The sequence below is a fragment of the Streptosporangium longisporum genome (assembly GCF_039534895.1).
In the GTDB taxonomy this organism is placed as follows: Bacteria; Actinomycetota; Actinomycetes; order Streptosporangiales; family Streptosporangiaceae; genus Streptosporangium; species Streptosporangium longisporum.
Genome location: NZ_BAAAWD010000017.1, coordinates 214,542 through 231,376, shown reverse-complemented (window position 1 = coordinate 231,376; position 16,835 = coordinate 214,542).

Sequence of the window (16,835 nt, the reverse complement as noted above, 5' to 3'; positions counted from 1 at the left end):
ACGAGACGGTAGCATTTACCCTGCCGCCAACAATAGTACGAGAAATCTTTATTTGACCCCCTGAAAACCCTAGACCCCACGTGATTTGTTGGTGGGGTGGGCGGCCCCGATCCCTGTACGCTCGTCACTACCCGATCCGCTCGGGACACGGACCCCAGTTATTGTCCCCCCTCACTATACCTCTTCAGTCGCATCTGACCTTATTCCCTCCAATTTCCCTCCCCATTTCCACCATTTCGTTGGTTCCGGCGCCGATCGCTGAAGATTTTGTCCTTAAGGACGCGTCGGAACACTCTCAGGAGTCGTGAGACGACGAGCGGCGCCGACGCTGGTAAGCCAATGCGCTCAGTTAGCCTTTTTTTATTTTGATGGAGGGCAACCCACGCACTCACAGGATAACATCCACCGATGTTGCACCGAACTAGGCCAGTTCAGGCCCATCCCGTGACTGTTTACGCACTCCTATTTCTTTTACGTTCTGACTTCATTCTACGCCCGAATCTTCCTTGAATCCGGTCTCGATCGCCGGCAGTGCCTCAAGGGGAGCCGCCAACCAGCGCCGTTAGCTACACGACGTCACGATCCAGCGTTGGCGCACACATCTTGCTCATCCATACGACCTGGCTTTCCCGAGGCCAGCTAGGCCTAAACCGCGACACACTCCTCGTGGCGTAAACGCCCTCTCGCAACGCACGAGTGACGTCACCACCACCCTGACGTGGCGCAACACGCCCCGCACCGATCCGCGTGCGAGCCTCGCCCGCACCTTAATGGCCCGAACTTGCCTCCAGATCTGACGGACGAAGTGGAAGATGCCCCGCCCATCATCTTGCCCCCCCTGCTAGTCCTGCGTCCGTCCCCCCCCTCCTGCGATCGGGTTAGCCGGACCCGTAATCGACATGTCAGGCGCTTCTCACCTCTTCGCCGGGCCTTGCCTAACGCACTTCTTGCCCTCTTGCAAGCGTCGACTGCTCCGCCCCCCCCATCCCATGGCCCCCGGAGTGTGATCATAAACTACCAACGCCTTCAGCCGGTCGTACCGAACATCTATCACTTACCTGAGCTCGAGCGCCATTGTACGCAACGCCTCTCCGTTTATTGCTAAGTAGTCCAGAACGCACGGCCGTTACTCCTCTGCTTCCTATACATGGGGGCATCATAGTGCTCTTCAGCACTGGCACGGACTTAGCGGCAAGTCGGACCTAAGTCCAATACTGCGATGAACCAAGCCGCTAACAAGTTTCCAGCCCTCCACCGCCCCTCCCCAAATGCTACACTCACTATAGAGATCAGCAGCCCTGTACTAAAAGACATCGACGCGATAGGCGCGAGGAAGATGGCACCTCGCACCCCGGCACTAGGTGCTATAGCCCGGCGGTCAGCCGGACATGCTCCTCACAGGTGGCGCACGTGGAGCTGATACCTGAATCTATTGTACTGAGACCCACCTCGCGCTGATGGTCGACGTCCATGCGCACACAGGCAGACAGCCCCCAGCGCGCCGCACGCTTTTTGTTAACCGCCCAGGCCTTGTAACGCCTCGAAGGTGGAATCCCGCACGAATCGCCGCGCCCATGACGCTCGCGCAATCCGCTGACATGAACCTGCTCCAGAAGACCTCCGTTATAACCCCTTCGACAGCCAACACATCACGCCTCATACCCCTCACCCCCCACGGACCGCCCCAGACCCCCGACCCGCAGCCCCGCAGTGATGGCGATCACCATCGCTGCCTACGACCAGGCCGTCTTTCCACGGCGCCATCTCCGCGCGCTAGAGCTCCGGGAATATGTCGACCCGGGCTGCTCTAGGACGGGTACGGGTACTACGGCCCACCCCTTCTCCGAGCATTCGCCGACCGTAGGCCATCACGCGAAAATCCCGGCACTACCCTCGGTGTTATCCGAAGACGATCCCTGTACCCTCGCGCGGGTTGTCCTTGTCGCCTCGCGCCACACCCTCCGCCCCAGGAGAAACGCTAACCTAATTCTTAACGAGGAAATGCGACGTAAAGCCGAAGGAGCACGCGGCACGAGGCGCAGCAGTGCGCGCGCGGTGAAAGCACGCGCTCCAGGCACAGGCCCGTCCGCTCCTGCAGCCCGCCTCGGAGCGGCCGTGTGGACATCGAACGATGAACACGCAAGCGTTGATGACCGACAAAGAGATGATAGATCACCCCCGAGCCCCGCTGCAGCTGCACCGCATCAGGCATGACTAGGCCCGTATCACGCGCCACCCGAACCCTTTCCCCCACCCTCAGCACGACTGCAGTCGAAGCCCAAGGGCGCCAGCCCACATAGGAACGCGGGCTACGTGGCCGAGTGCGGCGGGTCGACGTAGCTGGATAACTGATTAACGCTCACCGGAGGCGAGCGCGCTCGTCGCCACCATCACCGGTGAGACCTCCCGACACACATTCAAGTGCGAACCGCTACCCGAGATCCTGGAGAACATCGCCGACGGCTCCGGCTAGCCGCCACGCAGACTGCTGGAGATGCGAGCGACCGCCTGCCCGAATTCAGACAGCCGCCCTATCCATAGAGGCGACTTTCAGTTCGACCTCCGGCTTCTGCCATGCGGTGGAATCTGACATGCTAAGATTCACCGGGACACGCACGCCCAACCGAGAGCACAGCTTTGATCTATGTCATCCTGCGGAAGGCGAGCTCCGTCTTCGCCGCGCAGCTGATACGAGACCTCGTCCGACCCTCTTGAGCCCGGCTTTGGGTTTGGCAAGGCCGCTCGCAGAGTTCCAGCGTGCCCACGCGTCTAATCCTCACCTCACATAGCACGACGACGGCGGCCCCTACCCGCCCCCCCCCCACCGATCCAAAGGGCATGACGATATATTACAGCGCAGCCACTATATTGTGTTTACAGCACGGATAAAATATGTATAAAACCACAAACCCGCAGGATAAATATACGGGGAGACTGAGGCGGACAAAGAGCCCCTCCGAGCCGCTGGCCGAGCCCGACCCCCGACTAGCTATCACCCCGGGCACGAACCGGCTGAGCCCACTGCACCACGCATCCTCCCCCTAGCAAATCACTACCAATAGTGTGTAACTCACAACTGGGTGTCTTCACCATACGGAACACGCTTCGAGCGCCGTACAAATCTAGCCGGCCCAACTGCACGAGGCGCATGCAACGCCACCGCGGGCATCGACGCTCCCAGCCTACGGCTTCAGAGAACTGCCAGTATAACTACCCGCCCCCTGTTGAGGCACCGCAGCCCGCCAGAAGTAAGCGCACGGTGACACCCTGCAGTCCCCTGACGAGCGCGACTACTTCGAGGCCCGTCCCAGCGACGAGGACGACTGACTCGGCCGCAAACGCCACCCAGGTGGACCGGACGGATTCCTCGGCTTCAGACCTCATAAGCTCCCCCCGCTGACCTGGCCCAAGCCGCGATAATACCTGGCCGCACGAGAACTAACAACCTGGCCACAGCTCGGCCTACGTGGACTACTAGAAGCTTACCCCGAGAACTGTGACCTGTTCACTCTGCCAGCCATCCAACGCGGCACACGTCTCGACCGGCACTGCACTCGACACGACCGCGCCAGTCAGATCCCCGGCAGGAGCCTGTCTTCCTTCTCCTAGGTGGCCCCAGACTTGAACCGTGATAATTAGCATTCGAACACCGCCTCCTACGGGCCCCCCCCCACGGGCGACGTCCAGCCCGCTGCCCGTAGGACGTTTCCTAGCGTCGTGTGCAGCGTGTCTATTTCTTTTGGTGCCCCCGACCGCCGCGATTCGCCCCATTGTACAATGCTCGTCCAAGCTCCGATGAAGGAAGCATGCAATCTCACCAGTGATCGAAGCCCCGAGTCCCCTCGCAACGAGCCCAGCGGTAGCTGCCGAGCTCAGCCCCGGCGGAACGAACGACCGTCCGGGCCGACGAACCGTTTCCACCGAGGCCGGCGCGAGTGCTCCCGGCACCGCATCACACCGCGCCATGTCCCGGGGCCTACCACCTCGCCCTCTTATAGCTGATGTCCTAGTCACCACGGGCCACACTCAGCGCGCCCTCCTAGCGCCGACCCCGCGCCCCCGTACCGGCACCCCCGGCGCCGACACCGACTCCCCATTGCACCCCGCGACTCTGGCAGTCGGCCGACAGCACTTCGCCAGCGACGCAGCATGCAAGCACCCGAGACACTGTTCCCACCGCCGTAACCCACCGGTATCCCGGCCTATGTAGCCAGGAGGGCTTTTTCTTTGGGCCGTCCCGGCACGACCCGGGGCCCTCCGAACTTCAGAGATCCACTGGTAGCGACGGCACGGCCGCGCGGATATCGTCCTAGCGTACCAGCGCTAACCGCGGCGGGCGACAGATCGTCATTCACCCACACTGAGGATACCTACCGCCCCCGCGCCTATACTGCAGGAGCATGCGCACGGTCCCTGGCCGGAGACGGCTCCGCACTCGGCCCCGGCACTGGACGGCAAGCATGGGACAGCGGAAAACATGCTCGGCGCCGGGCGGTCGGTGCCGCCCTCATAGCCCGTTCGCCTGTCCGGCTGTCGCCCGGGTTACATTCACTGAGTACGGCACCACCTCCCGAACCTACCAGCGGACTCCTGCCGTTCGCCGATGGCACCGCGTCGCGCCGACCTCTGTCAGACGCAGGAGACCACGCCCCTAAGACCTGATGCCCCGCCGCCGCTCGGAAAGAGCCCCCGGCCGTCAGGTCGCCACCGAGCCGCCGCGTCCCGTTCCGAGCGACCAGCGCCCGCCCCCCCACTTCCAGTGCCACCTGTAAGGGCCAGCGCACCCAGCCTGCCCCAGCGGGCTAGCGTGAGCCCACCTCAAGCCGTCCGTCCGACGATCCCCAGGCAGGCCCACAGCAGCGCACACGAGTGGTGACCCGAGCTGAAGCAAGCGTCTCGGCCGCGTCCAGGTACCTCGGGCCCTAGTCCAACATGTCGACGCTCGAATAGTAACCTCAGGACTCGCGCACGCATGAGCAGTGGATCGGCCGAGTCAACACACACCACGCGTATAAGTCCACTGAGGCGAACTTTGAAGAGCAGTGGACACCGAGACACAATGACCCAAACCCGGGGGAAGGACCGCGCGGTGGCCAGCTATAGAGAGACCGACCAGCGGAACCACGGCCAGCCCAGTCGGCCGCGTGAGCTGAGCATCGCGTCAGAGCGCGGCCCATGCACTCGCAAGTCCTTCCGCGCACCCGAGCTCCCCCCTCCAGCGGTCTGCGAGAATGGACCTCCACCCGGTTACCGTCCTTCCTCCGGCAGTCCTGCAAGATCAAGCTGCCCCTGCTCGATTGGTCCCGCCCGTATAGAACGGTCTATCCACAGCCATCCTCGTTCGTCCCCGGCGGCCGGGACCAGCGGCTCCTTCCTCGCTAACCCGGCGCAGGCCCGCAGCACGTATGATGCCCGAGGAAATGCGGGACCTGTCCCAGCATCTATGCGCAGTACCGCGCCGGCGGCTGACCCCGCACCATGGTTACACACCCTGGCCGCCGAGCTCGGGCCGCGAACGGCGCAGACTCGCAACCGCCAGGGAGACGGCCGCCCAAAGCTCCGACCCAGGAGCGGAACGCCTCCTCTCCGTACCAGCGCGCGCCGGAAGAGCCCCTCGCCTGCCTTCGTCGCGCAGACGGGCCAGCGCCGAGGGAACCGCCCCAGTCATCGCGCCCCCCAGCCACAGCATGGCCCACGCACAGGGAGGCCCATGACGATTAAAACAAGGCCCACAGCGGTGCCTGCACGAGATCCGACACACGGGGTACACCTCCCTGATTAGCAGGTACCGCCCTCGCTCGCCCCCGCAACGCGCGAGGCCGTCAAAATGTCCGCGGTCTATCTCAACCCTCGGCGACCTCATCATCATCCAGAGGTGACGAAGCGACCAAAGCTCTGACGGAACATACCTCACTCGCCGACCGCCCGCGCCCTCGCTCTACTCCTCCGAGGCCAGACGAAGATAGCTACCAGAGCGCTGTGTGCAGCTAGCGCAGCCCGCCGCCTCGGGTGCCGCCCCGTAGCGTGCGACAACCATCCATCTCCCAGCGCCTAGCACGTCCACCCACGGCTGTGTGCGCCGCCGGACTCAGATCTGCGCTCGAGCAGCGTCGATCCCGTTAATCACAATCCTTTTGGGCCATGGAGTAGTCCGGAGAACGCGCTCGAGGACACTCAGGCAAGTATGAAATCCGAAAGAGAGCCGCAACGGACGATAGCCACTTTAGAACACCGCGAGCAAGCCCGCCGAGCAATACAGGCCCTTTCCATCAGGCCTCCAGGGCAAGCAACCAAGCGCCACCAGCCGCCACCTACCGCCGAACGAGGCACGGCGTGAGGGTCAGACACACGTATTTGCCGCACCGGGAGGAGCCAACTTATCACGCCCGGGTCAGCCCCGCGCAATAAACGGATGACGCTCTTTCACGGCGATGCCGCACAGACGGATTAGTCGAGATTCCACTGCACCCAGATCGACGCCTACGCACAGCCCGTAAGTCATGCCGGAATCCGAAATAGCACAAGGGACACCCATTGTGTCAAAAGCGGTTGGTCGCGCCGCCCACTGTAACCGAGAGCTCGTCCCACATGCCCTCGAGCCCACACGCTTCACCCGCCCGCGGGGTGTGCCCGAGGAACCGTTCAGTGTATGTGTAGCCGATCGTGACAGGGGTGGAAACGACTGCACAATGGAATCAATGACCTCCGTCGGCGCGCGGACACAGCGGAGAGAAGCGCAATAGGACGAAGATACGCCCCCGGCCACGCACCCTACGATGCGATGCTGGCGCAACTATAACGCACACAAACACCGTTGATACACACAGATTACTGGCGCCGGAGGCAACCTCGACTTGCTAGCCAGAAGCCCATACGCCCCGCTTAGGTTCACGTCCGCCTGTCCGACGTGGCAAGCTCAGGACGACTCGCCCCCCCGTTAATGGACAGGCAAAAGCCAAGCCCACCTCACCACCCATGAAGTCCGCGAAGCACCTGTCAGGACTAGAGGCCCTCCGGGAACGCGTATTCCCTGATCCTGCGACCTCGGGCCCTGATGACAGTTCTGCGCAATCCATGGGGGCTCCTGACGCACGCCTAAGATCGAGAATCTCCAAGACGGCGAGAATTGATTGCGAGAGACGGCGAAATGTACAAAGGCACAGCCTCGCGAGCGAGGTCTAAGGGGCAAGTCTACTTGTTAGACCGCCCCCCCCCCCCCCCCTCACCGTCCATGCGACTTCGTGCCAACACTCACGCAAGCCTCATGAGCCGCTCACTCGCTGCCGCCACCCTGATGATACACGGCGCATCTATATGCCAACAGGTGTCGAGCTCCACCGCGACCACCGCTGTGGAGCGCCCTCAGCCGAAAGGTCCCACGCGGGCCCCTTGGCGCGCTGTCCAGGACACGACGCGCTTTCCATTTTCGGCAACGTATAACGGCAACCGAGAGAGGAACGCCCCGAGATCGGATCGCCGCCTCCGACGGCCGACGGCCGGCCATGGTTTTCTTCGGAGTCTGTCTGGCGGTACCCGGGGCCAGTTGCAAACCGGAGTCGTAAGCGCACCACAGCGAGTTCTTTCGGATCCAGGGACGCAATGCCAACCTAGCATTAAGGCGCCCCCGCGACCCGCCGCAATGCGGCGCTGCAGTCCGCGAATTCAGGCCCCCTCCAAGCACCAGTTCAGCCCCTCGTCAGCGCCGCGCGCTAGGCTCCCCCCCCCCCCCCCCGTGCGACCGCGACCTTGGACTACGGCTGACCCCGCTCGCCGCTGCCAGGATAGATCGACAGTAGCACCCAATCGACAGCCAACCGCCAGGAACTCGCCACTGACAGTTCCTGCAGCGACCGCTGCTGGCTTTCCAGAATGTCGGCAGCAGTTCGAGCGCCGCTACATGCCCCAGCTCACACGGGATCCTCCAGCCATGTGGTGAGTCGCCTTCGAGTGGCCTCATGTAAGCTCACCGCCAAGTGCCCGCCACTGACCTGGGCCAGCCAGACCACTCACTCCGCATTGAGCATGAGCATCGAGCCCCCATGGCCAGGCCGAGGACGCGGCTCGTACAGCGCCCTGGCCGCCAGCCCGCCAGCACCGAGCCCCAAGGCAGGACCGTACGAGGGGAGTGCGACTGACCCTCGACCTTCTAGATCGCGGTCGCTCCCTCGTGACCTCGTCGCCCCGGCATGAATCTTCGACTCCCGGCCGACCCACCGCGTAGCCACCAGCCAGACCGTCGCCAGGAAACAGACAGGAACTGCAGGTTACTCCGACTGCAGTTACTCGCCTTGATCGGTACACAGAGAACTAAAGACCACGGGACAGCAGTATCCGGAGCGAGCCGACGACGTACTCCGACCAGCCTGCACCCCTGCCCCCCCCAACGGCTCCGCCGACCCCTCGCGGATGGGCGAGAGAATACTTCGCTTGACGGCACCGGCCCCCTCGGCCTGCCACCACTCCGCTTCCTCGCTCGAAGGACCACCTGCCCTGATCAGGCGCCCAGCACGAAGAGCGCCCACACACAGCACGCCCCCCGCCCTGGAAGAACCAAGGCTGATTGCGGGCCGGCAGTTTAGTCCCCGACGCTAGCGTCCACCGATGATTCCCTCTAGCGTCTCTGCAGCAGAGCGATGAGCGAAGAAGCTACATCCAGACACCCGACCGCGATGATCGTGACGGGTCGGTAGGGCGAACATCAGCGCCCTAACGTAACCAGTCCGTGCGGGACTCACCCTCGCCAGCTCGTAGCGGCCACGACGCTCCTCGGCGGGAGGGCGCCATTCCGGCACGCCGCCCCGTACCAGCAGCCGCTGCTCGCACGGAGGCCGGCAACGCTTACCTGACCCAGGAAGACCGCACGTGTCTGCCGCCAGCCCGCACCCGCGGCCTGAATCCCCTTGCCCTCCATGACCTCGCAGACCGAATAGAGTTCCAGAGTTCACCACGACACGCAACATCATAGGCAAGACCCGCAGGCCAGCTAAGAGCCTCGGCCACGAGATGGTTGGGAGCACGCACGTCCGCGTCGCCCCGAAGGCAGATGGCCTGATGCGGACAGCCGGCTCACAAGTGAGTAATTCCCGACGGCCAGCAGGGCACTAGGCCCGGCCCCCCCCCCCCCACTCGGCTATGGCCAGGAGACTGCAGGCGTCCGTAGACCCTAGAAGCGCCGCGCTGGCCTCGCGGGCAGCGGCCCTACCTCGTCCGCCGGCAAGCGCAGCCCGCACCAGGCACGTCAGCGACACACCGCGCACGCCAACCACCGCCGTCGCGGCCCCCGCACCAGCTCACAGGTCCAAACTCATCATACCGCTCGCTCTCTGCCCCGTACGGACACCGTGCATTATCACACCGTCTCCCGAGAACCCAGTCACCGGTACAGCAGGGCGCCGACCGCCCAGCCGGGGCGGCGGCGACAATGAGTAGTATCCACCCTTCGCCGTTCCAACTCCGATCCCGCGCGCTCCCGGCTGTCTTTCGGCGGGCGAGCCAGCGGCCCATGCCACGACACGTATGCCCCTGAATCTCGAACACACCCTTACCGCCGCCGGCTTCGAGAGCGGCTACCGGCCGGCTAGCCGAACTGAGAACCTCCACGCGCCCGCTTTTTTTTTTTTTTCACCTGGCGAACGCACGCAGCAGATAGGGCACCAAGTGCCAACAGCGGTCGAACACCCGCCGCACCTTGGGACTGCCTGGGCCATAGCGCTGTACGACCGACGACCCGCATCGCCCTGCCGCCGACCTCCCGAGGCGGCGCGCTATCTTCTACGACGCAGGACCAACAGCATCCAGGCGCTGATCGTACGCACTGCCCTGCCCCCCGACTCACGAGCCAACTTCGACACTGGCCACGGTCAAAGGCAAGCACACCCAACGTCCAGTAGGTACCTTCCATTTACGGCCGCCTCAAACGGCAGGCCGGACACACACCGACGTTGGCGAGCAGCCTCCGACCACACGCGCTGCGCAGGCGACTGATATCCAGTGTCTGACTCATGACTCCAGAGGACGGCAGCTCGCGACACTGGTACGACCATGCTGCACTCGTGGCGCGCCTGCGACGACGCGCGGCGGCCATTAATCCTGCCCGCCGGCTCGCCGCACCTCGCTGCCGCAGGAGGTCGACTAAAGTCTCTTCGACGACGAGTCTCCTTAGCGGGTGAATGCACCGTCACAGGCAGCAGTGACCGGTTAAGAACGGTCCCGCTCCCGACCGTACGCCCGACGCAACGACGATAGGAACGCTGCAACGCGCCCCCATAGCCCTCCCTCGTCAGCCTCCTTGAGATACGACGCGCCTTACGCCACCGGCTGGGCCCGCCACGGCCACTAGCGCGCCGCAGCCCCCCTGACGCGGACCGCGGCGCCTTAGGAGCGTAGCTGTCACGCCCCTCCCGTTTCATTCCAAACCATGCCCGCTCAGGGTACGGTGAACAAGCGGACGGGGCTGCGACACTCACGCAGCCGAGCGAGCCTTCCCGGCCACGCTCGCGCGTGGTCGGCCGGTCATAGCGAGGCGCCCCGTGTACGCGGCAGAACTCTCGACCCGCCTCCGCGCTCTTGCGATAAGATAGAGCCGCAGGTGAGCTAAGCCCCCCGCTCAACGCTGATCCCGAGCCCCGACCGTGGCCGCCAGCCTCCTATATCACTTACAGTGCTGACTGGGTACGTGAAACTCGTTCGCGGCCCACGCCCTGACGTGGCCCGAGCAGCGCGCCCGACTGCCGCCCTACTCTTGAAGGTCTGCAACGACCGGGAGCCTGTTCGTCCAGAGAATTCGTTTACGCCCCTTAGGAGATCCGCCGCTTACTAACCCTTCGCCCCCTTCGTACAGGCCCCAGGCGCCCCCGAGCCGTCTGGGGGGACCCTGTCCTGGCAGGGCAGCCCCGATCGAGGAGCGCCTTTGGTTAGACCCTAGCCTGGGAACGTTATACCGGCACAGAAACCACGACCGCTCCTCATGTGGAAGGCAAGCCACTACACGTTCGACCCGCAGCGGTTCGCCGGACACCCGGCCCCGCGCTCGTTCGCACCTGCCATCCCCCAAGGCGGCCCGGCGACCCGCGCCTACCGGCCCACGGTAGCCCAGGGGATGACGCGATTACAAGCGTCGCGCTCCTGCCGGGCCATAGCAGCAGTCCGCCTGCCGCCCTGGCTAGGTAGTACGCATGGTGCCCGCCGCAGCCCAGGATACTCAGCAATACGCGCCGCCCCGCACCGCCCATCCGCCCCGCCCCGTTGTGCGAGCAGCGCGAATTCTGATCTACCTCCAAGCTCCACGAGCTACCCCGCACGAGCGGCCTGCAGGCCCCGTCCGCGTGCCCCCGATACGAACCCCCAGCGTGGAACAGCTGTATCGCTGGCGCACCGACCTAGGGCACGTACTGGGCACCGAGCGAGATCGTCGCGGCGCCGAGCAATGGGCCCGGCGCCGCCACCGCGGACGACGCCCGCGGCGGAGCCCGGGGCGCGCCATCAAGTGAGTCCACAGGACTAAAGAAATGAAATGATCGTACGGCATATATTGAGCTAGCGACCAGATCGCGGAACAACGTCACCGCTGAGATCACACACCAGCGAGAAAACAACCAGGACGACGAAACAAGCCACGGGGAAATCGCCGCCGTCATGCTCGCCAGCACGGATTCGGCAGGCTAGTCGCCACAGAATAACAACCGGTCTGTGGAAGCGCCACTATGATGTGTTGGATGCCCGTGCGTAGCCTGGTCCTGGCCGAGCTGTTCTTCCGCGCTAGCGCTAAGCTCTCTCGATCCACGGACCAGGTTAGGGCATGCGCGAGGCGTGGTCGCGCACATGTCGCGACACTGGCCTGCACTCCAGAGCAGCGTACTACCCACGCTGGACGCTACGCCGACGACGCCGTGCTGGACAACTAGCCATTGTGAGCTCGATAGCCAAACTGTACAAGCAGAACGAATGTACATGGGTTGGGGCAGTGGGTCACTTCCCGTCCAGTTCCATGATCGGCAGTGCTGTATGGCGCGGAGCGCGGGAGCCGGAATGCCCAAATAGCTTCGCCAAGCTCGGTCCACTGCCAACCCCGTCACCGCGTTATAACATACGACGACTTAAGAAGGCGCACGGCTACCGGTGGCACACGGATCGTCTTATTCGCACCAGGTAGATGTGCGCCATAGTGACATACCGAGGATTGAGTAGCTGGCACATGGTAGACTCCTTAGCGGGGACAGCCCAACCTACATGGAGCCAGTGGTCCGCGCGGTCTACCCGATGGCGCCCCGCGTGTGATCGCTATAGAGGCGGCAACCCGCGACACTCGCTCCCGAGAACTAGTCGAGCAGAGAGTGCCCCTTTTGACAAGCGAGGCTTTCTAGCCCCGTATCTCCGAACCCGCCCAGATCGCGCGCCGTACCATTTCGCTCCCAGCGACCAACGTTCACTGTACCGACAACCGTGGTCCCGCACCTGGTCCCAGTGTCACCGCCGCTCGACGCTGAACGGGTGAAGGCTCTGGTCACATGAGTGATCGATCTTGGGTTAGCGCCAGCGGATCGCCCATCGACCAACCAGCGCCGAAGGTGGAACGTCCGGCGTCGGAACGAGATCCACGCCGCCATTGATCTCCCGGCCGCACGAGCCTTGGGCCTGTAAGAGGCTTTGAAATAGCTGAACACCTGCCGACGCCGTACGGCCACTGCCCGCCAGCTCAGACGCGCCCCCCGCCACCCCGCCCGGAGCGCATCGCCTCCTTCGCGAGCCGTGGCTACCGCCGGTTCGTGTCCCCCGGTTATATTTTTTATTATTTTTCACACGACAGGGACCCGTGTGCCCCACGACCCAGTCCCGCCCCCCCCCCAAGAGCCGCCGCTGTTCAACGCCCGCTGCTGGAGGACAGCCTCCAGCAGGCACCTGTAACGAGCAACAGCCGCTCGTGCTGCGATGGCGCCCTGTGTATATCCGTGGATCCAGAACAACCACTCCTCGAGCGACACGAAAAGATAACAGGAGCGCACATAGGCAATACGTCAAGGACAGGTCATACACACCCTGTGACCTGAAGCCTGGCCGCACACGAAATGCACACAGGCGACCCGCGAGCAGACACCTGGTGGAAGCCCGGACGCCCGCTGTTCAAGCGACCTGCTCACCGGTCGGGAGTGCTCTCGTGGAACAGGCTCTACCAGAGCACCCACCTTCGCCCGCCCCTGCTGCGCGATTGCAGGGACCCGAGCTGGGCGGGAGCTGGCCCTGCGAGATGCGTTTTTTTTTTTTGACCGCGACTTATAAATGTCCGGGTCAGCCAACGCCAATGAGTACCCCCTGTGCACATGATGATGCTATCGCGGTCATCTCTCGGCGCCTGCCAAGCCACCGACACGACGGCGGCCGCTGCCTGATCGCCCCCTCACGACCGCCTTCTATCGACGCCCTGCGACCGCCGGGGAGCCTACAGAACCGCTGAGCTAGCTCCGCTAGCCCCGCCAGGAGGCTCCCGAACGCCACGGGACCACCCCACCCCCAGGACCCTAGAGCCCGCGATCAAGCCGCCGGTGCAGGTCCACCCTGAAAGACAGCACAGCCCGACTGACAGTAGCAACCGCACGCCTACACCTGAGCAGTCCTAAGCGTCACTGCAAACTCGACATGATACTCGCCCCCCCCCCACCCCCCCTCTCCTCTGCCCGGATGGGGAGATTCGGCCGCGCACGACACACTCATCGCACTCTCTCCGACCAAGGTGCGGCCGGCGACTTCTACCGACGTGCTTCCCAGCCTTTTTGGCGTCCACGCGCCGCTAGGGAGCATACTTCAACTAGGAGCGACGTGTAGCGCGCGTAGGGGGCCGCGCGCGCCGCCCTGGCGCCTGACTCTGTGCTAGCCCACCCGACCGATACACGCTGCGCCCGCGCCGGCCAGCCCTACGCCCCCGCGCAGCCGCCTGGACCGGTGCTAGACCGACACCCCTCAACACCGTGCCTGCGCCAGCGAGCGTACCCATTAATTAAATCAGACGACGATGATGCCGCCCTTCTGCCCAACCGTCATAACTTTCGGCACCCTGATACACCGGCACGGCGGACGGCCTTCACCGCCTACCGCGGCCAGCGGCGGCTCACACCCCCGGCAGCCTCGCTAGCCATGCGCCGCCGCAGCCCGGAGGACAACTCGGCCTACCTGCACACCCCGAGCGCGACCTGCCCTCATGCTCGGGCCACCTGAAAGGACAGCGTCACCAGGCCAAGGAGAGCGACCCGCTTTTTTTGGATTTTATCTCTTCCACCGCCGTCGAGACCCAGGCCTCGGCCGGCGACCAACCTGCCTGCCCCCTCTAACACCGGACGGGCTGACCACGAAGGCACACGGTCTCACCCGGCGGCCGACACCGGACGGCGACGAGGCCTGCTCGCCTTCGCGGCGCGATCTGTCGCCGCCGCGCGCCCGCTGGCAGTGGCAGGGCTGGTGACCGAGCCTAAGCTCGGCACCTTCGGGCCGGAACGTGCAACTAGAGCGACCGAAACGACACCAGACCAGCTGTGCGTGGCCGCACACTGGCCGGTAGCCCCCGCCCCCGGCCGCCTGCAAGGTAGTGACCAAATCTCTGACCAGCAGCGAAGACAACACCTCGCACGCGAGAGCGTAGACGCATAACCGGAGACAGATATGGCGTGGTGAGAGCAGACGCTGGACCCTAGTGCAGACTTTAGTGAGCTAGGATGTCAGCCGCGAGACGGGACCGCTAGAAACGCTGAGACGCGCACGACCCAGCCAGAGCACACACACCTGTCAGCCGCAGGAAGAGCTGTACGCAAACTCCACGCGGTAGGAGACGGAGCCTGATCTATCATGAACCTGCTTGAAGACGCGCATACTGGACCAGGAGTCCCTCATACGGCAAGCAGCACGCGACAATCGCGTGGAGCTGGTCTACCCCTGCGCGGGGACGAGCCCGCCTGCGCCGGCAAGCGCCCGGACACTCGAACCGCGACGTGTGCGCCGACTTGATCAGCAGCTGAGACTACAGAGCAGTGCCGACGACGACTCGCGCGGTGTCACAGTGAAGTATTGATTGGACCTCACGAGTCGTTCAGGCTAGACAGCACAGGGCACGGACCACACGGCCACACAGCCCTGCATGAACGGCCGCACTTCTGTCCAACGGTCAGCGTCGACTTCGAGCGGAGGATATCACGAGCCCGGGACGTGGAACGCGCGTAGTACTATGCTCCGCCACCCAGGCCCCTATGCAACTCGGCGACCCACGGAGCGTCGTGGCTGGAGTATGACGCGTCTTAACTGCCACCCCTTGCAGATGGGCCACCCGTTATTCTACACCGCGAGAACGACCTCTACTTATCCCCGAAATGGCCAGCCAGTTCCCGCCAACGCCCTGACCCTGACGGCGGGTGAGATTTAACGAACGCACTGCGACCGATGATCCCTGAGACCTCGCCCCGGAGTCAACGGGGGCGGACCCCCTCCCCCCCCCCGCACCTCACCAGACAGGCCCCCCCGACTGAAGGCTGCTCACGCTGATACGCCGTCCCCACCGCGCACTGCAAGAGGGTGCCCCCCCCCCCCCCACACCCCCCCCCCCCCCCCCCTCCGCCCCCACCCCCCCCACCATGACGCCGCGCCACGTGTGTGGGCCTGTGTGTAGTGGACCAAGCACAGCGCGTCCAGTAATTCTGAAGATCGTGGAGCGAAGGAGGCATGACAAACTGAGGCGGTCCGCGCTCACACAGACGCCACTACAGGGACACAGCGCGACGGGCAGAAGATCAGTAGTACCCACCACCACGGAGCACAGCAATGACGCTGGCGCTAGTACAGCACGCGAGCTATGTCACCCGGTTGATGGAAAGTGCTTGTGCCCCCGCGCCCGCGCTGTACTCTATGTACGACGCGGCGGGGCGGCTTCGGCGGCGCCGCCATTCCAAGTTCCCGCGCTTCGATGTGCGTATGCGAGTATCCTGCTAGCGACCAACGCGCCCGCGCGCAGGCACCCTGGAGATTTATCACCCGAGCCGCAGTGCGAGACCCCATGCCCGGACGACGCCGGGAGTTGATTCGATCGTTGGGGGGATTTGCCCGGGACGCAACTGCCTGGCCGGGGATTGGCGGCCCTCCGCGACGAGGATGGCCGGGGCGCACCTGGTGCAGCGCCGCGCGCTGCGGCGCATGGCCGTCCACAACGTAGGAGGCCATGGACCAGTCAGCGCAAGGCATGGCCCACCCGGATACTACGACCACAACAAAGGAACATATGAACGTCGGCCGCGAGCTGGTTCGCCCGCTACAGCGTGGACGCCGACTAGGGTGAGGCAGTGCGCTGCACTTCGAGAAGCATGCCTCTACGAAACGCCACCCCTTGCTACCTGCGGCGGTACTACGGCTCCCTCAAGACCTGCCGGGTGCGCCGGAAGCGGTGGGACCATATAAGATATATTTGTAAATGTCAGCCGAGCAATACAGCGTACACGTATGTGTGCTGGGCAGAATGCGCAGATTCGCGCTGGCCTACCGCCCGCACTAAGGACCTGCTAGCCGAAGATAGCGCATCCCCGAGCCGGGGCGGGATATGTCGCTCTCCCAGCATGGCTGGACGCCTCCCCCCCCCCAGCGCCGGAGCGGACGAGGAGCGAGATATGTCCCCAGGCTAGTATGCTAGCCAGCTTCTACGTCTGGTCGGACGAGCGAGCTCGCGAGGTCCTCGGCTCTAAAAGATGGAAAGAGGACGCGACTGCAGGCGATCAGCGCCGTTCGAGGCCCCCCACCCCGCACAGGGTACGTTCTCGAGCACAGGCACCTCCGACGTATGCTGGCCTTCAAGCCTCCGCCCAGGCACA